This window comes from Mesorhizobium sp. ES1-6, assembly GCF_020164775.1.
GTDB lineage: Bacteria > Pseudomonadota > Alphaproteobacteria > Rhizobiales > Rhizobiaceae > Mesorhizobium.
On the sequence record NZ_JAIUGU010000013.1, the window covers coordinates 46,388 to 73,040 of the forward strand.

A 26,653-nucleotide genomic window follows, 5' to 3' on the forward strand; every position below is an offset into this window, starting at 1 on the left:
CGCCTCCTGTACGAGTCCTGTGTCAGGGATATGAACAGGCCGGCGATATGACGATGATGTGAGGGCTATGCCTCTTTGCCCGACGCACTTCCTTCGTATTTCTCCAAAAATGCCTCGGCGGTCAATTCCCGGAAATCCTCAAGGCTAGCACGCAGCCTGGCGTGGTCCCAGTCCCACCAGGCAAGCGCCTGGTAGCGCTCGGCGGTGCGGCGGTCGAAACGCTCGCGGATCGGCTTTGCCGGCACGCCGGCGACGATCGTGTAGGGCGCGACGTCCTTCGACACCACCGCCCCGGCGCCAACCGCCGCGCCGTCGCCGACGGTGACGCCGGGCAGGACGGTCGAGCCGTGGCCAAGCCAGGTGTCGTGGCCGATGGTGACGCGTTTGGCGCGACGCTCAGCGAAGAATTCGCTCTCATGCTCGGCGTCGTCCCAATAGTCTGACGCGCGATAAGTGAAGTGGTGCAGCGTCGGCCGCCAGGTCGGATGATTGGTGGCGTTGAGGCGCACGCTTGCCGCGATGTTGGCGAACTTGCCGATCGTCGCGCACCAGACGGCGCAGTCTTGCATCATGTAGGAATAGTCGCCGAGTTCGCTTTCCGAGACCCGGCTGCGGTCGGCGATCTCGGTCCAGCGGCCGAGCGTTGAGTTGTGCACCTCCGCCGTCGGGTGGACCAGCGGTGTTTCCGACAGTTTCCTGGTCATGCGGCGAGTTTTCCCGGGGCGAAGGCGGTGACGTCGATGATGCGGTCGGCCACCGCCTCGCGCACATCATGGTCGTGGAAGATGCCGAGCAGGGCGACGCCCGCCGTCTTCTTGGCGGCGATGAGTTCGATCACCACGTCGCGGTTGGTGGCGTCGAGCGATGCGGTCGGCTCGTCGAGCAGCAGGATCGGATGCTCGGTGATGAAGCCGCGCGCGATGTTGACGCGCTGCTGTTCGCCGCCTGAGAAGGTTGCCGGCGGCAGCATCCAGAGCTTTTCCGGCAGGTTGAGCTGGGCCAGCAAGGTCCGTGCCTTGCCTCTTGCCGTCTCGCGCTCCTCGCCGCGCTCGACCAGCGGTTCGGCGACCACGTCGAGCGCCGAGACGCGCGGCACGGTGCGCAGGAACTGGCTGACATAGCCGATCGTTTGCCGACGTATGGCAAGTACGGTGCGAGGACTGGCGTGGGCCAGGTCAATCAGCCCGTCTTCGTGCGTGACGATGATCTGGCCTTCGTCGACGGCGTAGTTGCCGTAGAGCATCTTCAGGATCGAGCTCTTGCCGGCACCGGAGGGGCCGCCGAGCACGGTGCATTCGCCCGCCTTGATGGAGAAGGAGACGCCGGAGACGACAGGCAGTTTGATGCCGTCGCGCAGATGCATGGTGAAGCTTTTCGCGACGTCGGAAACAACGAGAGGGGTCGGCATCGTTACACCTGCAGAATGGAAGAGACGAGCAGTTGCGTGTAGGGCGCGCGGGGATCGTCGAGAACGCGGTCGGTGAGGCCGCTTTCGACGACGCGGCCATCCTTCATCACCATCATGCGTTGCGACAAAAGCCGGGCTACGGCGAGGTCGTGGGTGACGACGATCGCGGCAAGGCCAAGATCGGTGACCAGTCCGCGCAAGAGGTCAAGCAGGCGGGCCTGCACCGAGACGTCGAGACCGCCGGTCGGTTCATCCATGAACACCAGCCGTGGACCGGTGACGAGGTTGCGGGCGATCTGCAGGCGCTGGCGCATGCCGCCGGAAAAGGCGCGCGGTTCGTCGTCGATGCGGTCCTGCTCGATCTCGACGCGCGACAGCCAGTCGACCGCGGTGGCGCGGATCTTGCCGTAATGGCGGTCGCCGACCGCCATCAGACGCTCGCCGACATTGGCGCCGGCCGACACCGTCATGCGCAGGCCGTCGGCCGGGTTCTGATGGACAAAACCCCAGTCGGTGCGCATCAGGAAGCGGCGCTCGGCCTCGCTCATGCGGTAGAGCTCGCGGAACTGGCCATCACGCATGCGGTAGCTGGCCGTGCCCGACGAAGGCAGCAGCCGCGTCGACAGGCAGTTGAGCAGCGTGGTCTTGCCGGAACCGGATTCACCGACGACTGCCAAAACCTCGCCCGGCCACAGGTCGAAGGAGACGTTGTCGCAGCCGACGCGCGAGCCGTAGAATTTGGAGAGCGCCGAGACACGCAGCAGCGGTTCGTCGGTCATTGTGCCGGCTCCATCATCTCGGGGGCAAGATGGCCGCGATGGCCCTCTTCACGCCGCTTCTCGCAATGGTCGGTGTCGGAGCAGACGAACATGTGGCCGCCATGGTCGTCGAGGATGACCTCGTCGAGATAGACGTTCTCGGCGGCGCACAGCGCACAGGGCTGGTCGAAGGTCTGTACCTCGAACGGATGATCCTCGAAGTCCAAGCTGACGACATCGGTGAAGGGCGGCACGGCGTAGATGCGCTTTTCGCGACCGGCGCCGAACAGTTGCAAGGCGGGCGAGCGGTGCATCTTGGGATTGTCGAATTTCGGCGTCGGCGACGGGTCCATCACATAACGGCCCTCGACCTTCACCGGATAGGCATAGGTGGTGGCGATGCGGCCGTGCTTGGCGATGTCCTCATAGAGCTTGACATGCATGAGGCCGTATTCCTCCAGCGCGTGCATCTTGCGCGTTTCGGTCTCGCGGGGCTCGAGGAAGCGCAGCGGCTCCGGGATCGGCACCTGGTAGACCAGCACCTGGCCCGCCGTCAGCGGATGTTCGGGGATGCGATGGCGGGTCTGGATGATGGTGGCGGTGGCCGTGTCGGTGGTCACCGCGACATTGGCGACCTTCTTGAAGAAGGCGCGGATCGACACCGCGTTGGTGGTGTCGTCGGCGCCCTGGTCGATGACCTTCAGCACGTCATCGGGGCCGATGATCGAGGCGGTGACCTGGACGCCGCCGGTGCCCCAGCCATAGGGCATCGGCATTTCGCGCGAGGCGAACGGCACCTGATAGCCGGGAATGGCGATGCCCTTGAGGATGGCGCGGCGGATCATCCTTTTGGTCTGTTCGTCAAGATAGGCGAAGTTGTAGGTGGCGATGTCGGTCATGGCGATCACATCCGCTTCGTGCTAGGAATTTGACTGATAGGATGCTGGAAACGGGACAGCTTCAGATGACCGCTGCCGGATGGATGCACCTTGGAATCCTGCTGCTGCTTTTTATCGGCGCAGTTGCCTTTGTCCTTCGGAGCATGGTTTTGCCCGCGCCGAAGGACGGCGCGCAGGGTGAGACCGTGGCCGGCGCTTCGGGCTATAGCGGGACCGGTGGCCATGGCGGCGTCGACGGCGGGCATGGTGGCAGCTAGGGTCATTCCGCCGCCTCCCGGTTCTCTTCGGTCTTTGCTGGATTTTCGCGGGCCTCGTATTCGGCGCGCATGCGGCGCACGAGGTCGAGTTCGGCCTGGAAATCGACATAGTGCGGCAGCTTCAGATGCTCGACGAAGCCGGTCGCCTGGACGTTGTCGGAATGGGAGATGACGAACTCCTCATCCTGGGCTGCGGCGACAATGTCCTCGCCGAGCTCGGAGGCGCGTAGCGCCCGGTCGCAGAGCGCCATGGCCATCGCCTTGCGTTCGCTCTGGCCGAAGACGAGGCCGTAGCCACGGGTGAATTGTGGTGGCGCCTTGGCCGAGCCCTTGAACTGGTTGACCATCTGGCATTCGGTGACCCGCACCGTGCCGAGCGGCACCGCGAAGGGCAGCTCGGGAACGTCAAGCTCAAGCTCCACCTCGCCAATGCGGATCTCGCCGACAAAGGGATGGTTGCGGGCATAGCCGCGCTGCGTGGAATAGCCGAGCGCCAGCAGAAAACCCTCGTCCCCGCGCGACAGTGCCTGCAGGCGGATGTCGCGCGCCATCGGGAATTCCAGCGGCTCGCGGGTGATGTCGCCGGGAATGTGATCGCCAGGCATGTCGCCATCGGGCTCGATCAGGCCTTCGCGGGCGAGGATGGCCGAGACACGCGGCATGGGCTCGGCCTCGCCGGCGCGCTGCAACGGTTCGGCGACATCGGCGCCGGCGGCCAGCTCGGGGTCGAGCAGGCGGTGCGTGTAATCGAAAGTCGGACCGAGCAGCTGGCCGCCAGGAAGATCCTTGTAGGTCGCCGAGACGCGCCGTTCGACCAGCATCGCGCTGGTGTCGATCGGTCTGGTGTAACCGAAGCGCGGCAATGTGGTGCGATAGGCGCGCACCAGGAAAATCGCCTCGATCATGTCGCCGCGCGCCTGAACGATGGCGAGTGCCGCCAGTTCACGGTCGTAGAGCGAGCCTTCGCTCATCACCCGGTCGACGCCGAGCGCCAGCTGTTCGACGATCTGGTCGAGGCGAAGCGCCGGCACGGAGCGGTCGCCGCGCCGACGGTCGGCAAGCAGGCTGTGAGCGTTGGCAATGGCGGCTTCGCCACCTTTTACCGCGACATACATGGTCAAGCCTCCATCGTCTTGATGCGCGTCGTGCGCGGCAGGCAGGCTATGCCGTCCGATGTGGCGAGGACGATGTCGACGCCGCGTGGAAAGCGCTGGTTGTTTTGCTTCCACTGCTCGACGAAATGGCGCGGCATCCGCGCCGGCGCGATCGTGGCGCTGGTTTCGATGCCGGGGCCCTCAAGCAACAGCGGGGTCCCCGAAATGAGGTCGCCGACCTGCAGGATCAGCGTCGTCGATCGATCGGGATAATCCTGCGTGCCTTGTGAGAAGCCGTCGAGCGCCATCATCTCGGCCGGTGTGGCGATAAATGCGAAATGCGCGTCGGCCGGTGTGTTGGCCAGTGGCGCACCGGTGTGGAAACCAAGCCAAGAGCCGATCGCCGCGGAGACGTGCAGGGCCGGGTCGAGCCAGAGCGGCGTGTCGTTGTCGCACAGTGCCAGCGCAATGGCGCCTGATGTAGCCGACAGCGGCGCCGGCGGGCGGGCCAGGGCGGGCAAAGGCTGCACGCTGCCCGGCCGCGCCATCGCATCCATGACCGCGCGGAAAACGGTCTGGGCATTGAACACCGGATCGGCGAAGCCGCCCTCGATCGATTGCGCTGCGATATCCATCAGTCTTCTCCGCGAACCATGGTGAAGAAATCCACCTTCGTCGCCGCCGTCTCGGCGCGGCGTTTTTCGTGGGCAACGGTCAGGACCGAGCGCAAGGGTGCAATGAGCCTGGTCTCGACCTCGGCGCGGCGGGCAGGGTCCTGCCAGAGAGCGTCGGCGATGGCCGCGAGCTTCGCCTTCTGCTTGTCGCGGCCAAGCGCGTAGCAATGGCCGACCTGTCCTGACGGCAGCCGGACCGTGGCGCGGGTGACGGTCGCTTCGCCGACATTGAAGGGCGCGCCGCCGCCGCCGATGCGGCCACGCAGCGTGACCAGGCCGGTCTCGGGGCCGCGCAGCATGTCGGCTTGCGATGGCAGACCTGCCTCGTTCCAGAGCCGCACGATGTCGTCGCCGCTGGATTGCGCCAAGGTGGCCATGGCGGCCTTGCGCTCGGCCTGGTCGCGGGCTTCCTGTCCTCGCATCGACTGATTTCCTCGTTGCCAAATTTGTCTATTGATATAGACAACTATACAAATTATACATATTACCTAGCGCGAGTCCATGACGGGTGCGTGACAGGATTGGCCGCGGGGCAAAAACATGACGAGACATGATGTGGCCGACAGCATCGAGCGGCGCAGCGGCGTCTCGCTGTGGCGCCAGATCGCCGATAGGATCCTGCAAGCGATCGCCACAGGCGATTTCGCCGAGAACGCCGCGCTGCCGCCCGAGGTCGCACTGGCGGAACGTTATGGCGTCAACCGTCACACGGTGCGCAGCGCCATATCCGCCCTCGTGCAGGAGGGCGTGCTGCGGGCCGAGCAGGGGCGTGGCACTTTCGTCTTGTCGCGCAAGCGGCTGTCCTACCCGATCGGCGCGCGCACGCGCTTTTCGACAGGCCTGCAGGGTCAGACGTCGGAGCGCCACATCGTGTTGCTTGCCTCATCGATCGAGCCCGCCAGCCCGCGCGTCGCCGAGGGGCTCGGTCTGGCCCGTGGCAGCGAGGTGATCCGGCTGGAGACACGCGGCGAGGCCGACGGCCGGCCGGTGTCGCGCGCTGCCGCCTGGTTCGAGGCCAGGCGCTTCGCCGGCATCGACAAGGCGATGGCGCAAACCGGGTCGATCACCGCTTCGCTCGCCCGTTTCGGTGTCGACGATTATCTGAGGCAATCGACCGTGCTGTCGGCCCGCCATGCGGACGCCGCCGATCTCGCCGATCTCGACCTGCAGCCGGGCGCCATCGTGCTGGTCGCCGTGGCGGTCAACGTCACGCCCGACGGCCAGCCGATCCAGTTCTCGGAGTCGCGTTTTCCCGCGGAGCGAGTGGAGCTGAAGTTGTCGGCACTGTAACGCCCTGGCTATCCGATCTCGATCACGGCCTTGATCAGGCCCGACTTTTCGTGCGCCCAGCGTGCGAGATCCCTTGGCGTTCCTTCGAGCGTGGTGCGGTGGGTGACGAGCTTGGCCAGCGGCACGGCGCCGTCGCGGATCGAGGCGGCGACGTGGTCGAAATCGGCGCGCAAGGCGTTGCGGCTGCCAACCAGGGTCATCTCGCGCTTGTGGAACTCGGGGTCGGAAAAGACGATGTCGTCCTTGACGACGCTGACCAGCACCAGCGTGCCGCCATGCGCGACATGAGCGAAGGCCGATTGCACCGAGGGGGTGTTGCCGGTGGCGTCGAAGACCACGTCGAAGCCTTCGCCTGATGTCACATCACGCACCAGATCGGACACGGGTGTCTGTGAGCCGTCAAGGATCGAGAAGCCGAATTCGCTTGCCGCGAAGCCCAGCCTTTCGCTGCTCATGTCGAGCAAGCTGACCTCGAGCCCAGCAATGCGGGCGAAGATGGCGGTGCCAAGCCCAATCGGACCGGCGCCGATGACCAGCGTGCGGGCGCCGGGCTCGGAACGCGCGCGGTGCACGGCATGCGCGCCGATGGCCAGGAATTCGACGGCGGCGGCGTCGGCCAGCGACAGGCCATTGGTGGGATAGAGGTTTTGTGCCGGCACAAGGATCTGCTCGCACATGGCGCCGTCGCGGTGGACGCCGAGCACTTCGATGCGCACACAGCAATTGGGTTTTCCGTGCCGGCAGGCGATGCATTTGCCGCAGGAAAGATAGGGGTTGATGATCACCGGCTCGCCAATGTCGAGGCCGACGCCTTCGCCTGTCCCGATCACGGTGCCCGACACTTCATGGCCCATGATGCGGGGGTAGGCGAGGAACGGGTGCTTGCCCTCGAAGATGTGGTAATCGGTGCCGCAGATGCCGACATGGCTGACCGCCACCAGCGCCCAGCTGGGAGGCGGCGCGCCAGGGGCGGGGCGGTCTTCGACGACTAGGTCGCCGGGCGAGCGGCAGACGACGGCTTTCATGCTTTGATCCAGTCTGTTCGCGAAATCGCCGGCCCACGTCAGGCCGGCGATCGATTGGAACGCGTTATTTGCCGCGGCGGCGCAGTCCGTCGAAGTAGACGATGATGATGATCAGCGCGCCAGTGATGATGCGCTGCCAGAACGAGTTGACGTTGAGCAGGTTGGCGCCGTTGTTGATGGTGGCAAGGATGAAGGCGCCGAGCAGCGGCCCGTGCACCGAGCCGACCGCACCGAAAAGCGAGGTGCCACCAATGACGGAGGAGGCGATCGCCTGCAGTTCCCAGCCCTCGGCCTGGGTCGGGTTGCCGATGCCGATGCGGGCGGCCAAGAGCACGCCGACGAAAGCCGCGCACAGGCCGGACAGCGTGTAGGCCATGTAGATGGTGCGCTGAACATTGACGCCCGACAGGCGCGAGGCCTCGGCATTGGAGCCGACCGAGAACAGGTACCGGCCCCAGCGGCTGTGATGCAGGAAGACATAGGCGGGCACGCCGACCAGGATCACCATCCAGAACAGATTGGGGATGCCGATAAAGGAATTGCGCGAGAAGGCGGTGAAGCTGTCGCTGTTGATGTTGATCGAGTTGCCGTTGGTCATCAGAAGGCCGATGCCGCGCAACGAGGTCAGCGTCGCCAGTGTGATGATGAAGGGCGGCAGGCCCATCTTGACGATGCCGAAGCCGTGGAAAAGGCCGATGGCGACTCCGACCAGCAAGGTGATCAGGATGGCGAGCGCGATCGGTACGCCGGCATTGATCAGCAGGGCGACGACGACAGTGGCGAAACCGACCACCGCACCGACGGAAAGATCGATGCCGCCGGTGATGATGACGAAGGTCTGGCCGACCGCCATGATGGCGATCATCGAGCCCTGACGCAGAAGATTGGCGATGTTGTTGCCCGAAGCGAAGCTTGGCGTCGCCAGCGACAGGACGATCCAGAGCAGCACCAGCAGCGCCAGCAGCGTCAGCCCGAACAGGACGTTGTAGTTGCGCTTCGGTTTTTCGGCGGGGATCGCCTCGATGCTCATGTCTGTCCTCCCAGTTTTTCTTGTTTCTCGGCGAGCGCCTGCGTGAGAATGTCCTCGTGACTGGCGGTGTGGAACCCGTGCGTGGCGACCAGCTTGCCGCGCCGGAACACATGCAGCGTGTCGGCCAGTTCGTAGACCTCCGGCAAGTAGGACGAGATCAGGATGATGCCGGCACCCTTGGACAACAATTCGCCGAACAGGCGATAGATCTCGGCCTTGGTGCCGACATCGACGCCGACCGTCGGTTCGTCGAAGATGAACAGCTTGGCGCCATGGGCCAGCCATTTGCCGATGACGATCTTCTGCTGGTTTCCGCCCGAAAGGCTCGACGCCAGCGCGCCGCGCGTCGGCGTCTTGATTCTCAGGCCAGCGATCTGGCGGTCGGCCTCGGCCTTCTCTTTCGCGTTCGAGATCAACAGATTGCTGGAGATGCGCTTGTAGATCGGCAAATTGAGGTTGAGGCCAACCGGCAAATTGAGGCAAAGACCCTGGTCGCGGCGGCTTTCCGGCGCCAGCGCCATGCCGAGCTTGATCGCGTCATGCTCGGAGTTGATCTGGACTTGCTTGCCTTCCCACAGGATCTGGCCGGCCGACTTTTTGTGACGTCCATAGAGCGAGGTGACGAACTCGCTGCGCCCGGCGCCGATCAACCCATAGAGGCCGACGATCTCGCCGGCACGCACCGTCATCGAGATGTTCTCGAAGCCCTTGCCGGACAGGTTCCTTGTTTCGACGATCGGAGCGCCCGGCGTGAAATGCTCCTTGTGGTAGACCTGCTCGATCGAGCGGTTGATCATCATCTTGACCAGTTCGGCGTCGTTGGTCTCGGCGATGTTTCTGGTGCCGACCAGCGTGCCGTCGCGCAGTACGGAAACGCGGTCGGCGAGTTCGAACACCTCTTCCATGCGGTGGCTGATGTAGATGATCGTCACACCTTCGCCCTTCAGACGGCGGATGAGCGTGAAGAGCTGGTCGGCCTCCTTGCGGGTGAGATAGGCCGTGGGTTCGTCGAAGATCAGGAACTTGGTGCCGCGCACCGTGGCGCGGGCGGCGGCGATCAATTGCTGCTGGCCTATGGTGAGGTCACCCAGCACGACATGCGCCGGCAGGTCGAAGCCGAGATCGTCGATGATCTTCTGCGCTTCCCTGACCATGGCGCGTTGCTGCAGGATGCCGAAACGCGAATTCTCCTCGCCTAGGAACATGTTGGCGGCGACGGTCAAATGACGGCACAGCACGACTTCCTGATGCACGGCATTGATGCCGAGCGCCATCGCTTCATGCGGCGTCGCCAGGGCTGCCGGCTGCCCTTCCCAGAAGACCTCGCCCGAGGTGCGCGGCATGACGCCGGTCAGGAGCTTGATGAGGGTCGATTTGCCGGCGCCGTTTTCGCCGACGATGGCGTGGATTTCGCCTGATCTGAAGGCAAGATTGACCGGCTTCAGCGCATGGGTGCCGGGATAGCGTTTTTCCAGCCCGCGCAGTTCGAGGATGGTCCTGCCGGGTTCCAGAACGGGGGCCGGATGCAGTTCCTGCGCCGTCGGCGTCATGACAATCCTCCCAGACTGGTCTTGCGAGTGGCGGGCGGCGATGCGGCTCTCCACTCGTTGAAATCAGATTAGTTCGAGCCCGCCGATTCCCAAGCCGCTGCGGGATGTTTCCGGGGCGAGGAGGCCCCGGAAACGATTTCGATCTTGCCTGCCCTTACTTCAGCTTCGGGTTGAGCAGGGCGTCGATCTTGGGGTCCTTCATATTGTCCTTGGTGACCAGGTTGGCGCCGGTGTCGACATTGGCCTCGACCTTCTCGCCCTTCGAGGCGGCGAGCGCGGTCTTGATGCCGTCATAGCCCATCCGGTAGGGGTCCTGGACGACGAGGGCGGAAATGACGCCGTCATTGAGGAACTTGATCAGCTTCTCGTCGCTGTCGAAGCCGACCAGCGCCAGCTTGCCGCCAAGGTTGTTCTCGGCGACGGCCTGACCGACGCCCTGCGCCATGATCAGGTTGGAGGCGAAGATGCCCTTGAGGTTCGGATTGGCGGTGATCAGATCGGTGGCGATGTTGAGGCCGGTGGTGGCTTGGCCGTCGGCATATTTGTCGGCGACCAGCTTCAGGCCCGGATACTTTGCCTTGAGCTGTTCGGTGAAGCCCTGCTTGCGCTGTTCGAGCGAGCCGGCGCCGGGCGCGTTGGTGATCAGGGCGACGTCGCCCTCGATCTTGCCGCCGTTGGCGGCGCCGATGGCGGCTGCGAGGCCATCAGCGGCGACGCGGCCGCCCTGCACGTTGTCGGTGGTCAGGAACGAGGTGAAGGCCTTGGAGTCGGCGCCGGAGTCGATACCGATGACCTTGACCTTGGCGGCCGCTTCATCGATCGGCTTGCCAAGCGCCTTGAACTCGGTAGGCGCGATCACGATTGCGGCCGGGTTGCTGGCGACGGCGTTCTCGAGGATCGAGACCTGGCCGTTGACGTCGGTTTCAGCCTGGGCGCCGAGTTCCGGCACATTGACGCCGAGATCCTTGCCGGCCTTGCGGGCGCCGGCCAAAACGATCTGCCAGTAGAAGGACGTGGTGTCCTTGACGATGATCGGGATGGTCACGTCAGCCGCCGAAACCGGTGCGCTGTGCATGACGGCGGTGAGCATCGAGGCTGCCGCAAGGGCCATGACGGCGCGGCGGTTGAGAATGCTGGTCACGAATTTCATAGGATCCTCCCTAAGTCGCCCGGTGAACGTTTACGGAAGCTCCGTTCGGATAGGCGTGGCCCAAACAGAACTTTATCAATAAAAAACAGTTGCTCTGTTTTGATAGTGCATCGGTCCAGCTGATGCAAGCGGTGTTTCCAGTCAGTCATCCCAAACGGTCTGGCAATGACTCACCCGCTGGCGTGGTTCCTCCCTTGCCGTGGTCAGGTGCTTCCGTCCGTTCTATAGAGGTATGGAATATTAATTCCATACCTCAGTCAATATGGAATGTTCATTCTTTTCATAGGATCGCGGCATTGTGAAGCCGACCGCGATTGTGCATCGCGAGGGTATGGTCCTCAAGGCAGTTCCTGCGTCACGGTGTAGGGACGATACTTGGCATATTCCGTCTCCGGCACGTCGATATCGAGCAGTTCCAGGTTGCGCGTCAGGTTCGCCAGTTTTGCGGTGCCGGTCAGCACGGTGGCGACGGCTGGCTCGTGCAAGGGAAACTGGAACGCGGCCGCCGGCAGGGGGTAACCGCCTTCGCCTGCTATCTTTTCCATGGCGTCGACCCGGTCGAGCATATCGCGGTTGGCGGGCTGGTAGTCGAAATGCGCGCCTTGCACCGGCCCGGTCGCCAATATGCCGGAGTTGAAAACGCCGCCGATGACCAGCGACGTCTGTTGCGCCCGGCACAGCGGCAGCAATTCGGCTTCCGCGCTGCGGTCGAGCAAGGAGTACCGGCTGGCGAGCAGGATGCAGTCGAGCGGCGCCCGGCGCATGACGTCGAGGCAGATCTGGACTTCGTTGACGCCGAGCCCATAGGCGGCAATCGTACCGTCCCGCTTCAACTCCTCGAGCGCCTTGAGCCCGCCGTCCATCAGCTGGCGAAAATGCAGTTTGGTCTTCTCGGCGCCATGCGTGTAGACGCCGATGTCGTGCACATACAGGATGTCTATCCTGTTTAGCCCGAGGCGCGCGTAGCTGAAGTCGACCGACCGCATGATGCCGTCGTAGGAATAATCGTAGTCCAGCGCGAAGGGCAGCGGATCGACATAGGAGTGGTCGGGCACCTTGTCTTCAGGCACCGGGTGTAGCAGGCGTCCGACCTTGGTCGACAGCACGTAGGAATCGCGCGGCTTGTAGCGCAGGAAATCGCCGAAGCGCCGTTCCGACAGGCCGAAACCGTAGAAGGGCGCGGTGTCGAAATAGCGCAAGCCCGCCTCCCAGGCGCCTTGCAGCGTTTCCATCGCCGCCTCGCGCGAGCAGGCCCGGTAGAGGCCGCCGATCGCGGCGCCGCCGAAGCTGACCTCGGTGACTTCAAGTGCCGTCTGACCGATGCGGCGTCTTTCCATGCATAACCTCCCCGTGGCCGGCCATTGCGCGGCTCGGCAAGTCTACCAGATATGCGTCGAAACCTAGAGTGTCGCGCCGAGATGCCAGGGCACGAACTCGTTGTCGCCGTAACCGAAATCCTCGCTCTTGGTCTTGCGGCCCGAAGCCGTTTCGACGATCAGCTCGAAGATCTCGCGGCCCATGCCGGCAATGGTCTTTTCGCCCGAGGCGATGACGCCGCAATTGACGTCCATGTCCTCTTCCATCTGGTGATACATGGTCGAGTTGGTGGCGACCTTGATCGACGGTGTCGGCCGGCAGCCGAAGCAGGAACCGCGGCCGGTGGTGAAGACGATGACATTGGCGCCGCCAGCCACCTGTCCGGTGGCCGAGACCGGGTCGTAGCCGGGCGTGTCCATGAACACCAGCCCGTTGCCGGTGACCTTCTCGGCATAGCCGAACACACCGTTGAGCGGGGTTTGGCCACCCTTGGCGACGGCGCCGAGCGACTTTTCAAGGATGGTGGTGAGACCGCCGCGCTTGTTCCCGGGTGACGGGTTGTTGTCGATCGAGGCGCCATGCTTGGCGACGTGATCTTCCCACCATTTCACGTAGCCATCGAGCTTCTTGGCGATCTCCGGCGATGCCGCGCGATAGGCGAGCAGATGTTCGGCGCCATAGATTTCGGTCGTCTCGGAGAGGATGCCGATGCCGCCGACGCCGGCGAGGATGTCGACCGCCGCACCCAGTGCCGGATTGGCGGTGATGCCCGACATGCCGTCGGAGCCGCCGCATTGCAGGCCGACGACGATCTCGCTGACCGGGATCGGCTCTCGCTTCAACTGGCCGACCTCCTCGGCGATCTCGGCCAGCACGCCCATCGCCTTTTCGACGGATTTGCGCGACCCGCCGGCATCCTGGATGTTGAAATGACGCTTGCCAGCGGCGGCACCCTTCTGGCCGTAGAGAGTGAGCTGGTTGACCTCGCAGCCAAGCCCGACCATCAGCACACCGCCGAAATTCGGGTGGCGGGCATAGCCGGCCAGAGTCCGATGCAGCACCATCATGCCATCGCCGGTGCCGCTCATGCCGCAGCCCTGGCCGTGGACGATGGGCACGAAGCCGTCAATGCCGGGATATTTCGGCAACAGGGTCCGGTTGGCGGTGTCGGCGATCGAATGGCAGACGGTGGCCGAGCAATTGACGCTGGCGATGATGCCGATGAAGTTGCGCGTGCCGGCGCGGCCGTCGGCGCGGCGATAGCCCATGAAGGTTCTGACACGGTCGGCCTCCGTCGCATGCTCGGCCTCGCTCGGCGGCACCACCGGCAGGCGGCCGGCCTCGAAAACCAGATTGTGCGAATGGACATGCTCGCCCGGCGCGATGTCCTGTGTGGCGCGGCCGATCGCCTGGGCGTATTTGACCACGGCTTCACCCGTGGCAATCGGTTTGATGGCCACCTTGTGGCCGGGCTCGATGACGGCGACGGCGCGTGCGCCACCCGGCAGCGCGGTGCCGATCTCGATGCGGCCATTGGCAACGGCGACATTGTCGGCGGGGGACAGAAGGATGGTGTTCGAGACGTTCACGGGCGTTTCCTGGGTGGTCCTGGGATGCGCGGATTGACACGCGCTTGTTAAGAGTTAATGTCTTTTATCGTGAAAAAACAGTTTTGCGTCAATTGTTTTTTCGCCGCGGTTCCACCTGGGTAAGTGGTAGCGCTCGGGACATGAACCGGACCCAGTTAAAGCGTTTCCCGCTTTTCAGGGTCGTGGGAACGTCATATTGCGCTTCAAGCCGGCCGCCGCAAGCGCCGGCATGAATGGGTCAGGGGATGTCGAAGAGCAACAACGTCTACAAGGACGCCTATAACCGCTGCCTCAGGCTGCTCGACGAGACACGCAGCCTGCCGTCGGAGCCGGAGCTTGGCGCCTTGCTCGGCGTCAGCCGCACGACCGTGCGCAGCATCCTGGCGCGCATGGAGGAAACCGGGCTGATCGCCTGGAACAAGCGCGCCAAGACGGTGCTGCGCGACCCGCGTCCCGACGATTTCTTCCCCGAGGAAGAGACCGACACGCTGGCCGAGATCATCGAGCGCTCGTTCATGCGCAGGCTGCTGGCCGGCGGCGCCGAGGCCGGCATGCAGATCAACGAGCTCGAACTGGCGCGCGAGATCGGCGTCGGCACGACCAGCGTGCGCGAGTTCCTGATCCGCTTCTCCCGCTTCGGCCTGATCGAAAAACGCCGCAACAGCCATTGGGTGCTGAAGGGCTTTACGCGCGCCTTCGCGCTGGAACTGACCGAGATCCGCGAGATGTTCGAATTGCGCTCGGCCGCCGCCTTCGCCGCGCTGCCGCCGGACAGCCCGGTCTGGGGCGATCTGGACCGCCTGGAAGAGGAGCATCGTGTCCTGCAACGCGAGATCGTGACGCGTTTCAACGCGTTCTCGGAGTTGGACGAACGCTTGCACCGGTTGATCCATCGCGCCTCGCACAATCGCTTCATCGTCGATTTCTACGACGTCATCGCCATGATCTTCCATTACCACTATCAGTGGAACAAGGCGCAGGAGCGCGAGCGCAACGAAGTCGCGATCGGCGAGCATCTTGCCTATATCGAGGCTCTCAAGTCGCGCGACCTCGGCAAGGTCGATGCCGCCTGCCGCAAGCATCTGAAGTCGGCGCGCCAGACATTGCTCACCTCCATCCCGGAAAGCCGGCCATCCCAAAAGAGCTGATCCTGCCGTGTTGCCGCAGCATTGAATTGGCGATTTTCGACCTTTCCCGGCCGTGCTAGGTATCGTCATCGATTGTTTGAAGAGACAGATGGTTTGATCGGGCAAGTCATTTGAACAAGAACGGGAGACGGTGGAGCATACCGGTCGCGCTTGTCGCGGCCTATCTGCTGTTGCTCCAGTCGACACTTGGTGCGTTTGCCTTCGGCTCCGGGCCGAGTGCCGCGCAGTTCGACGCCTTCGGCAACGTCATCTGCACCCACGACGGCGCCACCCAGCTTCCCGGCGGCGACCAGCATCCGTCCCATCTGCCGGCCTGCTGCACACTCGGCTGCAGCATGTTTTCGCCGGCCTATGCGCCGCCGCCCGATGCCGGGCTTGCACTTGCATCCCTTTCCTTCGAGACCGTCGCCTTCGTCTTCCCGGCGACCACCCATCTCGACTTCGCCCGCGAACGCTCGCCGTCGAACCCGCGCGCGCCGCCGCTGGCGGCTTGAGCCAGCTTGCTTGCGGAACCTTTCGCGAGCGTACTCATCCAGGATCAAACCATTCGCGACCGGCGACGGCGCGATCATCACGTCATGGAGCAACCATGTCCCATTCTTTCCTCATAGCGGCGGGCACTCTGTTCGACCGCACCCTGCCTCGTTTCCAGGCGCGTCTCGGCATTGTCGCCCTGGCCTTTGCCCTGGTGTTCGTCGGTGCCCAGGCCGTGCTGGCGCATGAATTCAAGGTCGGCGATCTCGAAATCGAACATCCCTGGTCTCGCGCCACGCCTGCCGGCGCCAAGGTGGCCGGCGGCTATTTCACCATCCTCAACAAGGGCAGAGACGCGGACCGGCTGTTGTCGATCTCCTCCGATGTCTCCGACAAGGCCGAGCTGCATCAAATGGGGGTCAAGGACGGCGTCATGACCATGCGGCCAGTGGACGGTGGCCTGGAAATCCCGGCCGGCGGCAAGGTCGCGCTCGCGCCCGGTGGCTATCACCTGATGTTCATCGGCCTGAAGCGGCAACCCAAGCAGGGCGAAAAATTCGCCGCCACGCTGACCTTCGAGAAAGCCGGCACCGTCAGCGTGGAATTCGCCGTCGAAGGCATGGGTGAAATGGGCGGCATGGACGACCACGCCAATTGATCAAGCCGATCCACCAATTTTGACATTAGAGGGACCATCATGAACAAGTTTCTTTTGGCGGCCGGCGCGTTTCTCGTGCTGGGGACGAATGCCGCCTTCGCGCACATCACACTCGAGACTCAGGAGGCCGCGGTCGGCTCGACCTACAAGGCTGTGCTGCGCGTGCCGCATGGTTGCGACGGCAAGGCGACGACCGCCGTGCGCGTGCAGATTCCTGAAGGGGTGATCGCGGTGAAGCCGATGCCGAAGCCCGGCTGGACGCTGCAGACCAAGAAGGGCAAGTACGAGAAGTCGTACCAGCTCTACGGCCAGCCGGTTGCCGATGGGGTCAAGGAAGTCGACTGGAGCGGCGGCAATCTGCCGGATGACTTCTACGACGAGTTCGTCTTCCGCGCGATGCTCACGGCGGATCTGCCTGTCGGCCAGAAGCTCTATTTCCCCGTGGTGCAGGAATGCGATGGCGCTACCGAACGCTGGATCGAGATTCCGGCGACCGGACAGGACGAGGACGCACTGGAGACCCCGGCGCCCGGCATCAAGCTTACACCGAAGAGATGATTTTCCGGCGGCGCGCCCTGTCGGCAAAGGCGCGCCGCCAATTCCATGGCGACAGCATGAACGCGATATCCCCATTGCAAAGGACGGCGACGACCCGCAAACGCTTCAATTGGGTTGCTGGGCTTTTCGCGATGATCATCACGTTCATCATGATGGCCGCGACAGGCCAGGCCTTTGCCCATGCGGCGCTGATCAAGACCGACCCGGCCGACGGGGCGGTGCTGGCGCAGGCGCCGGCACGGTTCTCGCTGACCTTCAGCGAGCTGGTCTCGCCGCTGGTGCTGACGCTGGTGACACCCGACGGCACGCCGGTCGCGCTGACATCCTTCCGGCTCACCGACCAGACGCTGGAGATCGACAATCCGCAGGCGCTCAAATCCGGCACGCATGTGCTGAGCTGGCGCGTCATTTCCGCCGACGGCCATCCGGTCGGCGGCTCGCTCTTGTTTTCCATCGGCGCGCCGAGTGAGCCGCCGGCCGTGTCCGAAGCGGTCAACTGGCCGCTGCGGTCGGCGATCTGGATTGGGAAAGTCCTTCTCTACGCGGGTCTTTTCCTCGGTGTCGGCGGCGCCTACGCTATTGCCTGGCTGGCCGGTGGTGGTCGCGCCGGTCAGCGCTTTGTTGCCGGGACGATCCTGTGCGGGCTGTTGGCTGCGCCGCTGTCGCTGGGCTTCCAGGGACTGGATGCGCTCGGCGCGCCGCTCTCCCACCTGGCGCAGCCGGTTGTCTGGCGCACCGCGCTCGGCACCAGCTTCGGCTGGACGGTGTTGCTCGCCCTCATCGCGCTGGGGCTTGGCCTGCTGTCGCTGGCCGCGCCGCGCGCGGCTGCCAGGCCGCTTGCCCTTGCCGGGCTGGCCGGTGTGGGCGCGGCACTCGCCGCGAGCGGCCACGCCAGTGCCGCCGAGCCGCAATGGCTGACACGGCCGCTGGTTTTCGTGCATGGCGTCGGCATCGCTTTCTGGGCCGGCGCGCTGGTGCCGCTCGGCCTCGCGCTGAAGCGTCAAGCGGCCGGCGTCGTTGAATTCCTGCGCCGCTTCTCATTGGCCATCCTGCCCGTGGTCGCCTTGCTTGCCGCGGCGGGCATCGTGTTGGCCGTGATCCAGGTGGGGACGCCCTCGGCGCTGGTCGACACTGCCTATGGCCGGCTGCTGCTGGTCAAGCTCGCGCTGCTGGTCTTCCTGTTCACGCTGGCCGCCGTCAATCGCTGGAAGCTCACCGCTTCGGCCGAGGCGGGCGCGACCGAGGTGCAACGCAGGCTCACGCGCTCGGTCGGCGTCGAAGTGCTGATCGTGCTGGCGATCTTCGGGGTCGCCGCCGGCTGGCGCTTCACGCCGCCGCCACGGGCGTTGGCGATCGCTGCGGCGCAGCCGGTTTCGGTCCACATCCACGCGCTGCAGGCGATGGCCGATCTCAGCATCACGCCTGGCCATGCCGGGCCGGTCGTCGCCTCGATGATCATCATGACCGGGGATTTCGGGCCGCTCGATGCCAAGGAAGTGACGTTGGTGCTGTCGAAGCCCGATTCCGGCATCGAGCCGCTGAAGCGCGCGGCGACCAAGCCCGGCGACGGCAGCTGGCGTGTCGATAATCTCGTTATCCCGGTTTCGGGCCGCTGGACGGTGCGCGTAGACATATTGGTCTCGGACTTCGAGATGGTGAAGATCGAGGCGCCGATCGACATCAGGCCGTAATGGTCCCGGCAACACAATTGGGCGAGGCGGTTGACGCGGGCCTGAAGGCCCGTCAATCATCCGCGCAATAACCGGCATCCAGCCAACGAAGAGCGCGAGCTCGAAAACACCAGATCCGGAAACAGGGAAGAAACGATGGAAAAAGCCGAAATCGGCCTGATCGGCCTTGGCACGATGGGCTCCAACCTGGCGCTGAACATCGCCGAGCACGGGCACCGCATCGCCGTCTTCAACCGCACGAGGGCACGCACCGACGCTTTCGTCGAGAATGCCGGTGCACTCAGGGATATGGTCGTCCCCTGTTACAGCCTGGAAGAGCTTGCCGCCGCGATCCGGCCGCCGCGCCCGATCATCATCATGGTGCTGGCCGGCAAGCCGGTGGACGAGCAGATCGAAGCGCTGCGCGGCGTGCTGTCGGCCAACGACATCGTCGTCGATGCCGGCAATGCCAATTTCCGCGATACAATGCGGCGCTTCTCCGAACTGTCCGGCTCTGGCCTCACCTTTATCGGCATGGGCGTGTCCGGTGGCGAGGAGGGCGCGCGCCATGGACCTTCGATCATGGTCGGCGGCACGGAAGATAGCTGGAAGCGTGTCGAGAAGGTGCTGACCGCCATCTCCGCCAAATTCAAGGACGAGCCCTGCGCGGCCTGGCTCGGCACCGATGGCGCCGGCCATTTCGTCAAGACCATCCACAACGGCATCGAATATGCCGACATGCAGATGATCGCCGAGATTTACGGCATCCTGCGCGATGGCCTGGGCATGGGGCCGAAGGATATCGGCACGGTCTTTGAAAACTGGAACAAGGGCCGGCTCAATTCCTATTTGATCGAGATCACCGCCAAGGTACTGGCCGCCGACGATCCGAAGACCGGCAAGCCGGTGGTCGATATCATCCTCGATCGCGCCGGCCAGAAGGGCACCGGCAAATGGTCCGTCATCGAGGCGCAGCAGCTCGGCATTCCGGCGACCGCGATCGAGGCGGCGGTGGCGGCGCGCGTGCTGTCGTCGATCAAGGACGAAAGGCAGGCGGCTGAAAAGGCCTATGGCAATAGCGGCGTGACGAAGATTTCCGGCGACAAGGACGCGCTGTTGCATGATCTCGAACTGGCGCTGTTCGCCGGCAAGATCGCTGCTTACGCGCAGGGCTTTGCCGTGATGGCCGGCGCCTCGAAGGAGTTCAACTGGAACCTGCCGATGCCGACCATCGCCAAGATTTGGCGCGCCGGCTGCATCATCCGCTCGCAAATGCTCGACACGATGGCCGAGGCCTTCAGCAGTGGTGGCGCCTCGACCAACCTGCTGATGGCGCCGGCTTTCATCAGCTTGATGCAGGAGGCGCATCCGTCGCTGCGGCGCATCGTGGCAAGGGCTTCCGAAGCCGGTGCGCCGGTGCCGGCGCTGTCTTCGGCGCTTGCCTATTTCGACAGCTACCGCCAGGGGCGCGGCACTTCGAACCTGATCCAGGCGCAGCGCGACTTCTTCGGCGCGCATGGTTTCGAGCGCATCGGCGAGCAGGGTGCCTTTCACGGCCCTTGGGGCAGCGGCGCGGCGGGTTAGATCATGCTCATCAAGCAGCCGGCATTCCTTGCCGGCTCCGCCTAAAGAAACTTAACGCTCGACATGCGGCTACTCGATCCCGGGGATGCCGCCGATCTGCTGAGCGAGAAAATCGACCAGCAGCCGGACCCGGGCGATGGCCGCCCGCTCGGGTACGATCAGCATGCTGAGCGGAACCGACGGCAGCGCATAATCCGGCAGGATTGCCTCGAGCCGGCCGGACGCCAGGAGATCGCCGACAAGCCATTGATGGGCGGGCGCAATGCCGCGCCCTGCGAGCAAGGCTTCGCGTGCGGCAAGTCCGTGGTCGACCCGAAGGCGTCCGGCAAACGGCACCACATGGCGCTCGCCGTTCGGTCCTTGCAGGACAAGGGTGTCGCTGCCGGTAACGTTTGACATGCGGACGCCCTCGTGACCAGCCAGGTCCCGGGGATCCGCGGGCCTGCCTCGCTCAGCCAGATAGCCCGGCGCCGCGACGAGCAGCCGCCGCGACTGGCCGAGCGACCGCAACTTCATGGAACTGTCGGTGAGCGGGCCGAGACGAAGCGCGAGGTCGACGCCTTCCGTGACAAGGTCGATGCGCTCGTCGGTGAGGCTGAGATCGACGCCGATATCGCGGTAGCGATCCTGAAACGCGAAGATCAGCCGGCTGACATGCAGCACCCCGATGGCCGCGGTGCAGGAGAGCCGGATCGTGCCGGCCGGCGCTCCTCGCGTGCCGCGAACCTCGTCGCTCGCCTGTTCGACAAGGCGCAGAATTTGCACGCTGTCGGCATAGTAGCGGCTGCCCTCGTCGGTCATGGCGACACGCCGGGTGGTCCTGCTGAGCAAGGCCACGCCGACGGCTTCCTCCAGTTCCCTCAAATGGCGCGTGACCGTCGATTGGCCGATCCCGAGGTCACGCGCGACCGCCGACAGGCTGCCTCGTTCAGCAACGCGAACGAAGGTGCGCATGCGCTCCAGCGTGACAGCTGATTTATCCACTAATCGGCAGTATATTATGCATTCCCCATATGTAGCGGATGATTCCGCCATTGGCTATCTCAGGGTCCACGTTTCCAACGGAGATCGATGAATCATGAAAGTCCTGCTTGTCTTTGCCCATCCCGAACCGCGCTCGCTCAACGGCGCGCTCCGTGACGTTGCCGTCAAGGAACTCCAGGCTCAAGGCCACGAGGTGCGGGTGTCCGACCTTTATGCCGACGGCTGGAAATCGGAGGTCGACCGTGCTGATTTTCCCGCTCTTTCGTCAGAAGCGCGGCTGGTGCCGGTGGCGGCCTCCAAACAAGCATACGAGTCCAATGCGCTGACTGAAGACGTCAAGACCGAGATCGAGAAGCTGCTTTGGGCCGATGCGCTGATCCTGCAGTTTCCGCTGTGGTGGTTCGCCATGCCGGCGATCCTGAAGGGCTGGGTCGATCGGGTCTTTGCCTACGGCTTCGCCTATGGTGTCGGCGAACACAGCGACAAGCGATGGGGTGACCGGTACGGCGAGGGCACTCTCGCCGGCAAGCGAGCAATGCTGATCGTGACGGCCGGCGGCTGGGAAGATCATTATTCCGCGCGTGGGGTCAACGGGCCGATCGACGACCTGCTGTTCCCGATCAACCACGGAATCCTCTATTATCCGGGCTACGACGTGCTTCCGCCGTTCGTGATCTACAGCGTGGACCGTCTCGATGAAGCTGGCTTCGGGCCCATCGCCGAACGCCTGCGCGAACGGATGCGGACACTGGCCACCACCGCACCGATTCCCTACCGGCGGCAGAATGGTGGCGACTACCTGATCCCGAGCATGCGGCTTCGTGCCGAACTGGAGGGTCCAGGAGCAGCAGGCTTCGAACTCCATGTGAAACGCGGCGCGGCCGGCCAGAACGGTTCATTGTTTCACGCAACGCACGCGGATTTGCGGGCGTCGATCCAGACAGACGCTCAGTCGGAGCCCCGATAAGCCACAACCCCCTTCGGCTCGCTCAGGCTCTGCAGAGAGCCGGGCGCAGCGCCGCCTATCCAGCCGAGCACCGAGCGGGCGAGCTCGGAGCCGGCCAGCCGGAAGTCTTCGTTGACGACCAGCAATTCATGCCGGAACAGATGCAAAAGGTCCGACGACTGTTTCGACACCACGTCGACATCGTGGCCGAGCTTGAGGCCGGCATCCTCGATGCCGGCGACGATGGCGAGCGTCGCGGCCGCGGCGCTGCTGATGATGCCGTCCGGCCTGATGTCGCGCCGCATCAGCTGCGCGGTCCTCGTCCTGATCTGCTCCATCGAGTGGTCGATCGAGACGATGTTGAATGGCACCTCGCTGGCGCCGGCTTCGCTCAGCGCGTCGGCAAAGCCGTCGACCGTGTGACGGTAGTAGCTCAAACCGACTGGCGGCGTCACCAAAGCCAGCCGTCGTCGGCCCATGCCGGCGAGATGGCGTACCGCCTCGGCCGCGAAGGCGTAGTTGTCGAAATCATGATAGGGATGAACCAGCCCCATATCCGTGCGGCCATGCGTGGCGAAGGGTATGCCGCGCTCCAGCATGTAGCGGGCGCGGGGATCGTTCGGCTGCGTGCGGGAAATGATGACGCCGTCGGCCGAGCCTGTTTCGACGAGATAACGAACCGGATCCAGCGGATCCTGCGAGCGCGAGTAAGGCGTGACGATCAGGTGGTAGGGCGTGTCGGCGATGACTTCCGTCACGCCATAGATGATGTCGGAGACGAAGCTCATGATCTCATGCTCGGTGTTGAGCACGAGGCTGATGACATTGGTCTTGCCGGTCCTCAGGCGCACACCGGCGCGATTGGGCCGGTAGCCGATCTGCTTGGCGACGAGCTGGACGCGGCGCCTGGTCTCGGCGCCGATTTCCGGTGCGTCCTTCAGCGCGCGCGACACGGTGGTGACGCCGAGCCCGGTCATGAAGGCAAGCGTCTTCAACGTCGGCCGCTCTCGCGCCGACGCGTCCTCGTTCTTTTCCGTCCGCTGTCTGTCCATTCGTCCCGCCCGTCAGGCGCATAGCAGCCACAGGCCGGATCGGCAATCGTCGCAATCCGCAACAAGGCGTGATTTCGAGCCCGGCGTCGTTCCAATATACTGAAACGTTACAGATTGCCAATGTCGCCTGCCGGGCGATGGATAGGACAGCGGACTTCTGGCGGGCAAACTCCTTTGGAATCCATGGCAAGCTGCCTCTCGTGGTAATTTTGCGCCGCAATGACTGCATGTTGCAGCGCAGCACGGCCGATTCGCTCCAGAATTTGTTCGCGACTCGAAAAAATGTGAGACCGCCCGCATGCTCGGGGTTGCGCCATCCCTGCAATTGCCGTATCGAGAATCTGTAACGTTTCAGATTTCTGGGAGGAAGCCGAAATGCGATACAAATTCCTGACCTCTGCCTTTGCAGCGACGGTTGCGCTCAACGTCGCCGGACCGGCGGCCGCGACCGATCTGGAAGTCACCCATTGGTGGACCTCCGGCGGCGAGGCGGCGGCGGTCGCCGAACTCGCCAAGGCATTCGACGCCACAGGTAATCACTGGGTCGACGGCGCCATCGCCGGATCCGGCGGCACGGCGCGGCCGATCATGATCAGCCGCATCACCGGCGGCGATCCGATGGGGGCCACCCAGTTCAATCATGGCCGGCAGGCGGAGGAGTTGGTGCAGGCCGGCCTGATGCGCGACCTCACCGATGTCGCCACCAAGGGCAAGTGGACGGAAGTGGTGCGGCCCAAGAGCCTGCTCGACTCCTGCACGATCGACGGGAAGATCTATTGCGTACCGGTCAACATCCATTCCTGGCAGTGGCTGTGGCTGTCGAACGCGGCCTTCGAGAAGGCCGGGGTTCCGGTGCCGAAGAACTGGAATGAATATGTGGCCGCCGCTCCGGCGCTGGAGAAGGCAGGCATCGTGCCGCTCGCGGTCGGTGGGCAGGCCTGGCAGGCATCGGGCGCCTTCGACGTGCTGCTTGCCGCGGTCGGCGGCACCGACACCTTCCTCAAGGTCTACAAGGACAAGGACGCCAAGTTCGCAGCCGGCCCCGAAGTCGCCAAGGTCTTCAAGGCGGCCGACGATGCGCGCAAGATGGCCAAGAACACCAACGTCCAGGACTGGAACCAGGCGACCAACATGGTCATCACCGGCAAGGCCGGCGGCCAGATCATGGGCGACTGGGCGCAGGGCGAGTTCCAGGTCGCCGGCAAGGCCGCCGGCAAGGACTATACCTGCCTCCCCGGTCTTGGCCTGAACGAGGTCATCGCCACGGGCGGCGACGCCTTCTACTTCCCGCTGCTCAAGGACGCCGACAAGGCCAAGGCGCAGGAAGTGCTGGCCGAAACGCTGCTCGATCCCAAGACCCAGGTCGCCTTCAACCTCAAGAAGGGTTCGCTGCCGGTGCGCGGCGACGTCGACCTCAACGCCGCCAATGACTGCATGAAGAAGGGCCTCGCCATCCTGGCCAAGGGCGCGGTCATCCCATGGACGGATCAGCTGCTCTCGCAGGACAGCCAGAAGCAGAAGGAGGATCTTTTCTCGGAATTCTTCGCCAAGCCCGACATGAGCCTCGAAGATGCGCAGAAGCGCTTCGCCGACATCATCGCTTCGGCTGACTGACGACCGACGAGCCGCCTCGCTCCCGACCTTGCCAGACAGGGCCGGGAGCCCAGGCGCGCTGACTTTCCGCCCTTATCCGATCCAGCACGGCTGTACCGATGAGCAAGAGCGAACGCCCGAGCCAACTCTTCCGCAATCTCAATGCGAAGGTCGCTTCGATCCCGATGATCCTCACCGCAATGGTGGTCTTTGTCGGCGGCACCGCGTGGACGGTGCTTTATTCCTTCACCAATTCGAAGCTGCTGCCGCGGCTGAATTTCGTCGGGCTCGACCAGTATTACCGGCTGTGGGCGACACCGCGCTGGCTGATCTCGATCGAAAACCTCTTGATCTATGGCGTGATCTCACTGGTGTTCTCGCTGGTGATCGGGTTTCTGCTGGCAGCCCTGCTCGACCAGAAGATTCGTTTCGAGGACACGTTCCGCACCATCTTCCTTTACCCCTTCGCGCTGTCCTTCATCGTCACCGGCCTTGTCTGGCAGTGGCTGCTCAATCCGGATTTCGGCGTCCAGGGCGTGGTACGAAGCCTCGGCTGGACCAGCTTCGACTTCAATCCGCTCTACAATTCCAGCATCGTCATCTACGGCATATCGATCGCCGCGCTTTGGCAAGGCACCGGGCTGATCATGTGCCTGATGCTGGCGGGCCTGCGCGGCATCGACGAGGATATCTGGAAGGCCGCGCGGGTCGACGGGATTCCCATGTGGAAGACCTATCTGTTCATCATCATCCCGATGATGCGGCCGGTTTTCATCACCACGCTGGTGATCATCGCGTCCGGCATCGTCAAGGTCTACGACCTGGTCGTGGCGCAGACCAGCGGCGGTCCCGGCATCGCCTCCGAAGTGCCGGCGAAATATGTCTACGACTACATGTTCTTCGCCCAGAATCTCGGCCAGGGCTTTGCCGCCTCGACCATGATGCTGTTGTCGGTGATGATCGTCATCGTGCCGTGGGCCTATCTCGAATTCGGAGGCCGCAAGCGTGTCTGATCATGCTGTCTCCCTGGCTGCTTCCCACGCCGCCATCCGCGCCGATGCCTCCGGACCGAGCGGACCGAAGCCGCGACACATGTTTTCGCGCCGTAATATTTTCCTCTACGGTACGCTTGTCGTGGTCGCGCTCTACTACCTCCTGCCGCTCTATGTGATGGTCGTCACCTCGCTCAAGGGCATGCCGGAGATCCGCCTCGGCAACATCTTCTCGCCGCCGATGGAGATCACCTTCGAGCCCTGGGTCAAAGCGTGGTCGCAGGCCTGCACCGGCCTCAATTGCGACGGGCTGTCGCGCGGTTTCTGGAACTCGGTGCGCATCACCGTTCCCTCGGTGATCCTGTCGATCGCCATCGCCTCGGTGAACGGCTACGCGCTGGCCAACTGGCGCTTCAAGGGCGCCGACACATTCTTCGTCATCCTGATCGTCGGCGCCTTCATTCCCTACCAGGTGATGATCTATCCGATCGTCATCATCCTGCGCGAGATCGGCCTCTATGGCAGCCTGAGCGGCCTGGTGATCGTGCACTCGATTTTCGGCATGCCGATCCTGACGCTTCTGTTCCGCAACTATTTCACCTCCATGCCGGAGGAGCTGTTCCGGGCGGCGCGCGTCGACGGCGCCGGCTTCTGGGGCATCTACCTGCGCATCATGCTGCCGATGTCGCTGCCGATCTTCGTCGTCGCCATCATCCTGCAGGTGACCGGCATCTGGAACGACTTCCTGTTCGGCGTCGTCTACACCCGCCCAGACACCTATCCGATGACGGTGCAGCTCAACAACATCGTGAACTCGGTGCAGGGCGTGAAGGAATACAATGTCAACATGGCCGCCACCATCCTGACCGGGCTGGTGCCGCTGATCGTCTATTTCGTTTCCGGCAAATTGTTCGTGCGCGGCATCGCCGCCGGCGCGGTGAAAGGGTGATGGC

The 26,653-nt window shown here is 64.0% G+C and carries 27 protein-coding genes; 11 read left to right on the plus strand and 16 right to left on the minus strand.

Going from position 1 to position 26,653, the window contains the following annotated elements; genetic code table 11:
• Nucleotides 1-65: 65 nt before the first annotated feature.
• Genes LB564_RS25700 through phnG form a run of 8 tightly spaced genes read right to left on the minus strand, consistent with a single transcriptional unit; the run spans nt 66 to nt 5,512 of the window.
• Nucleotides 66-704 (minus strand): DapH/DapD/GlmU-related protein, encoded by a 639-nt coding sequence (locus LB564_RS25700; protein WP_224541911.1) that lies wholly within the window; start codon nt 702-704, stop codon nt 66-68.
• On the minus strand, nt 701-1,408 hold the full coding sequence (gene phnL / locus LB564_RS25705) for a phosphonate C-P lyase system protein PhnL (RefSeq protein WP_140704048.1): 708 nt from the start codon (nt 1,406-1,408) through the stop codon (nt 701-703). The genes LB564_RS25700 and phnL overlap by 4 nt, the downstream gene beginning before the upstream one ends.
• A gap of 2 nt (nt 1,409-1,410) precedes the next feature.
• The gene (phnK, locus tag LB564_RS25710) at nt 1,411-2,187 is read right to left on the minus strand and encodes a phosphonate C-P lyase system protein PhnK (RefSeq protein WP_013892928.1); all 777 of its coding nucleotides are present in this window, start codon (nt 2,185-2,187) and stop codon (nt 1,411-1,413) included.
• Complete coding sequence (locus LB564_RS25715; RefSeq protein WP_224541913.1) at nt 2,184-3,065, minus strand: alpha-D-ribose 1-methylphosphonate 5-phosphate C-P-lyase PhnJ; 882 nt, start codon at nt 3,063-3,065, stop codon at nt 2,184-2,186. Before LB564_RS25715 ends, phnK begins: the two co-directional genes overlap by 4 nt.
• A gap of 5 nt (nt 3,066-3,070) precedes the next feature.
• On the minus strand, nt 3,071-3,328 hold the full coding sequence (locus LB564_RS25720; RefSeq protein WP_224541915.1) for a hypothetical protein: 258 nt from the start codon (nt 3,326-3,328) through the stop codon (nt 3,071-3,073).
• Nucleotides 3,325-4,437: a carbon-phosphorus lyase complex subunit PhnI gene (locus LB564_RS25725; protein ID WP_224541917.1), complete on the minus strand. Its 1,113-nt coding sequence runs from the start codon at nt 4,435-4,437 to the stop codon at nt 3,325-3,327. Before LB564_RS25725 ends, LB564_RS25720 begins: the two co-directional genes overlap by 4 nt.
• A gap of 2 nt (nt 4,438-4,439) precedes the next feature.
• Nucleotides 4,440-5,051, minus strand: a complete 612-nt coding sequence (gene phnH, locus LB564_RS25730) for a phosphonate C-P lyase system protein PhnH (RefSeq protein ID WP_224541918.1) — start codon at nt 5,049-5,051, stop codon at nt 4,440-4,442.
• Entirely contained in the window at nt 5,051-5,512 is a 462-nt protein-coding gene (gene phnG, locus LB564_RS25735) for a phosphonate C-P lyase system protein PhnG (protein ID WP_224541921.1), read from the minus strand. Before phnG ends, phnH begins: the two co-directional genes overlap by 1 nt.
• Before the next feature lie 118 nt (nt 5,513-5,630).
• Between phnG and phnF the strand changes: the two genes are divergently transcribed.
• The gene (gene phnF / locus LB564_RS25740; protein ID WP_224541922.1) at nt 5,631-6,380 is read left to right on the plus strand and encodes a phosphonate metabolism transcriptional regulator PhnF; all 750 of its coding nucleotides are present in this window, start codon (nt 5,631-5,633) and stop codon (nt 6,378-6,380) included.
• Nucleotides 6,381-6,388: 8 nt separating this feature from the next.
• Here phnF and LB564_RS25745 read toward each other — a convergent pair whose 3' ends face one another.
• From LB564_RS25745 to LB564_RS25770, 6 genes are all read right to left on the minus strand, one after another.
• A complete protein-coding gene (locus LB564_RS25745) occupies nt 6,389-7,405 on the minus strand; it encodes a zinc-binding alcohol dehydrogenase family protein (protein ID WP_224541924.1) in 1,017 nt (338 codons plus the stop codon).
• A 64-nt stretch (nt 7,406-7,469) separates the two neighbouring features.
• Nucleotides 7,470-8,435 (minus strand): ABC transporter permease, encoded by a 966-nt coding sequence (locus LB564_RS25750; RefSeq protein WP_140704060.1) that lies wholly within the window; start codon nt 8,433-8,435, stop codon nt 7,470-7,472.
• Nucleotides 8,432-9,985 (minus strand): sugar ABC transporter ATP-binding protein, encoded by a 1,554-nt coding sequence (locus LB564_RS25755; protein WP_224541926.1) that lies wholly within the window; start codon nt 9,983-9,985, stop codon nt 8,432-8,434. The genes LB564_RS25750 and LB564_RS25755 overlap by 4 nt, the downstream gene beginning before the upstream one ends.
• 154 nt (nt 9,986-10,139) lie before the next feature.
• Nucleotides 10,140-11,135: an ABC transporter substrate-binding protein gene (locus tag LB564_RS25760; protein WP_140704063.1), complete on the minus strand. Its 996-nt coding sequence runs from the start codon at nt 11,133-11,135 to the stop codon at nt 10,140-10,142.
• Between the two features lie 338 nt (nt 11,136-11,473).
• A complete protein-coding gene (locus tag LB564_RS25765) occupies nt 11,474-12,472 on the minus strand; it encodes an aldo/keto reductase (protein WP_224541928.1) in 999 nt (332 codons plus the stop codon).
• Nucleotides 12,473-12,535: 63 nt separating this feature from the next.
• Complete coding sequence (locus tag LB564_RS25770; RefSeq protein WP_224541929.1) at nt 12,536-14,041, minus strand: UxaA family hydrolase; 1,506 nt, start codon at nt 14,039-14,041, stop codon at nt 12,536-12,538.
• Between the two features lie 245 nt (nt 14,042-14,286).
• On the opposite strand from LB564_RS25770, the gene LB564_RS25775 reads away from it, so the two are divergent.
• The 6 genes from LB564_RS25775 (at nt 14,287) to gndA (ending at nt 20,133) form a co-directional block, all read left to right on the plus strand.
• A complete protein-coding gene (locus tag LB564_RS25775; RefSeq protein ID WP_224541931.1) occupies nt 14,287-15,189 on the plus strand; it encodes a GntR family transcriptional regulator in 903 nt (300 codons plus the stop codon).
• A gap of 137 nt (nt 15,190-15,326) precedes the next feature.
• A complete protein-coding gene (locus LB564_RS25780) occupies nt 15,327-15,683 on the plus strand; it encodes a DUF2946 family protein (RefSeq protein ID WP_140705003.1) in 357 nt (118 codons plus the stop codon).
• 95 nt (nt 15,684-15,778) lie between these two features.
• Entirely contained in the window at nt 15,779-16,321 is a 543-nt protein-coding gene (locus LB564_RS25785) for a copper chaperone PCu(A)C (protein ID WP_224541933.1), read from the plus strand.
• Nucleotides 16,322-16,360: 39 nt separating this feature from the next.
• Complete coding sequence (locus tag LB564_RS25790) at nt 16,361-16,879, plus strand: YcnI family protein (protein WP_224541935.1); 519 nt, start codon at nt 16,361-16,363, stop codon at nt 16,877-16,879.
• 56 nt (nt 16,880-16,935) lie between these two features.
• On the plus strand, nt 16,936-18,570 hold the full coding sequence (locus tag LB564_RS25795) for a copper resistance CopC/CopD family protein (RefSeq protein ID WP_224541937.1): 1,635 nt from the start codon (nt 16,936-16,938) through the stop codon (nt 18,568-18,570).
• A 135-nt stretch (nt 18,571-18,705) separates the two neighbouring features.
• Complete coding sequence (gndA, locus tag LB564_RS25800) at nt 18,706-20,133, plus strand: NADP-dependent phosphogluconate dehydrogenase (protein WP_140704076.1); 1,428 nt, start codon at nt 18,706-18,708, stop codon at nt 20,131-20,133.
• A 69-nt stretch (nt 20,134-20,202) separates the two neighbouring features.
• Here the strand turns inward: gndA and LB564_RS25805 are convergent, their stop codons facing one another.
• Nucleotides 20,203-21,117 (minus strand): LysR family transcriptional regulator, encoded by a 915-nt coding sequence (locus LB564_RS25805; protein WP_140705005.1) that lies wholly within the window; start codon nt 21,115-21,117, stop codon nt 20,203-20,205.
• A 94-nt stretch (nt 21,118-21,211) separates the two neighbouring features.
• On the opposite strand from LB564_RS25805, the gene LB564_RS25810 reads away from it, so the two are divergent.
• Entirely contained in the window at nt 21,212-22,084 is an 873-nt protein-coding gene (locus LB564_RS25810; protein ID WP_140704078.1) for an NAD(P)H-dependent oxidoreductase, read from the plus strand.
• On the opposite strand, the gene LB564_RS25815 is transcribed toward LB564_RS25810, so the two are convergent.
• Entirely contained in the window at nt 22,066-23,115 is a 1,050-nt protein-coding gene (locus LB564_RS25815; RefSeq protein ID WP_224541939.1) for a LacI family transcriptional regulator, read from the minus strand. The genes LB564_RS25810 and LB564_RS25815 overlap by 19 nt on opposite strands.
• Before the next feature lie 375 nt (nt 23,116-23,490).
• On the opposite strand from LB564_RS25815, the gene LB564_RS25820 reads away from it, so the two are divergent.
• The 3 genes from LB564_RS25820 (at nt 23,491) to LB564_RS25830 (ending at nt 26,649) form a co-directional block, all read left to right on the plus strand.
• Nucleotides 23,491-24,729, plus strand: coding sequence for an ABC transporter substrate-binding protein (locus LB564_RS25820; protein ID WP_224541941.1), 1,239 nt, complete (start codon nt 23,491-23,493; stop codon nt 24,727-24,729).
• Between the two features lie 98 nt (nt 24,730-24,827).
• Entirely contained in the window at nt 24,828-25,721 is an 894-nt protein-coding gene (locus LB564_RS25825) for a carbohydrate ABC transporter permease (protein ID WP_015315676.1), read from the plus strand.
• Complete coding sequence (locus tag LB564_RS25830; RefSeq protein WP_411910196.1) at nt 25,714-26,649, plus strand: carbohydrate ABC transporter permease; 936 nt, start codon at nt 25,714-25,716, stop codon at nt 26,647-26,649. The genes LB564_RS25825 and LB564_RS25830 overlap by 8 nt, the downstream gene beginning before the upstream one ends.
• The last annotated feature ends 4 nt before the right edge of the window (nt 26,650-26,653 follow it).

Bases quoted from the DNA above. Each gene is read 5' to 3' on its own strand.
- LB564_RS25700 (WP_224541911.1), bottom strand. From the start codon at position 704: ATGACCAGGAAACTGTCGGAAACACCGCTGGTCCACCCGACGGCGGAG.
- phnL (WP_140704048.1), bottom strand. From the start codon at position 1,408: ATGCCGACCCCTCTCGTTGTTTCCGACGTCGCGAAAAGCTTCACCATG.
- phnK (WP_013892928.1), bottom strand. From the start codon at position 2,187: ATGACCGACGAACCGCTGCTGCGTGTCTCGGCGCTCTCCAAATTCTAC.
- LB564_RS25715 (WP_224541913.1), bottom strand. From the start codon at position 3,065: ATGACCGACATCGCCACCTACAACTTCGCCTATCTTGACGAACAGACC.
- LB564_RS25720 (WP_224541915.1), bottom strand. From the start codon at position 3,328: ATGACCCTAGCTGCCACCATGCCCGCCGTCGACGCCGCCATGGCCACC.
- LB564_RS25725 (WP_224541917.1), bottom strand. From the start codon at position 4,437: ATGTATGTCGCGGTAAAAGGTGGCGAAGCCGCCATTGCCAACGCTCAC.
- phnH (WP_224541918.1), bottom strand. From the start codon at position 5,051: ATGGATATCGCAGCGCAATCGATCGAGGGCGGCTTCGCCGATCCGGTG.
- phnG (WP_224541921.1), bottom strand. From the start codon at position 5,512: ATGCGAGGACAGGAAGCCCGCGACCAGGCCGAGCGCAAGGCCGCCATG.
- phnF (WP_224541922.1), top strand. From the start codon at position 5,631: ATGACGAGACATGATGTGGCCGACAGCATCGAGCGGCGCAGCGGCGTC.
- LB564_RS25745 (WP_224541924.1), bottom strand. From the start codon at position 7,405: ATGAAAGCCGTCGTCTGCCGCTCGCCCGGCGACCTAGTCGTCGAAGAC.
- LB564_RS25750 (WP_140704060.1), bottom strand. From the start codon at position 8,435: ATGAGCATCGAGGCGATCCCCGCCGAAAAACCGAAGCGCAACTACAAC.
- LB564_RS25755 (WP_224541926.1), bottom strand. From the start codon at position 9,985: ATGACGCCGACGGCGCAGGAACTGCATCCGGCCCCCGTTCTGGAACCC.
- LB564_RS25760 (WP_140704063.1), bottom strand. From the start codon at position 11,135: ATGAAATTCGTGACCAGCATTCTCAACCGCCGCGCCGTCATGGCCCTT.
- LB564_RS25765 (WP_224541928.1), bottom strand. From the start codon at position 12,472: ATGGAAAGACGCCGCATCGGTCAGACGGCACTTGAAGTCACCGAGGTC.
- LB564_RS25775 (WP_224541931.1), top strand. From the start codon at position 14,287: ATGTCGAAGAGCAACAACGTCTACAAGGACGCCTATAACCGCTGCCTC.
- LB564_RS25785 (WP_224541933.1), top strand. From the start codon at position 15,779: ATGTCCCATTCTTTCCTCATAGCGGCGGGCACTCTGTTCGACCGCACC.
- LB564_RS25790 (WP_224541935.1), top strand. From the start codon at position 16,361: ATGAACAAGTTTCTTTTGGCGGCCGGCGCGTTTCTCGTGCTGGGGACG.
- LB564_RS25795 (WP_224541937.1), top strand. From the start codon at position 16,936: ATGAACGCGATATCCCCATTGCAAAGGACGGCGACGACCCGCAAACGC.
- gndA (WP_140704076.1), top strand. From the start codon at position 18,706: ATGGAAAAAGCCGAAATCGGCCTGATCGGCCTTGGCACGATGGGCTCC.
- LB564_RS25810 (WP_140704078.1), top strand. From the start codon at position 21,212: ATGAAAGTCCTGCTTGTCTTTGCCCATCCCGAACCGCGCTCGCTCAAC.
- LB564_RS25815 (WP_224541939.1), bottom strand. From the start codon at position 23,115: ATGGACAGACAGCGGACGGAAAAGAACGAGGACGCGTCGGCGCGAGAG.
- LB564_RS25820 (WP_224541941.1), top strand. From the start codon at position 23,491: ATGCGATACAAATTCCTGACCTCTGCCTTTGCAGCGACGGTTGCGCTC.
- LB564_RS25825 (WP_015315676.1), top strand. From the start codon at position 24,828: ATGAGCAAGAGCGAACGCCCGAGCCAACTCTTCCGCAATCTCAATGCG.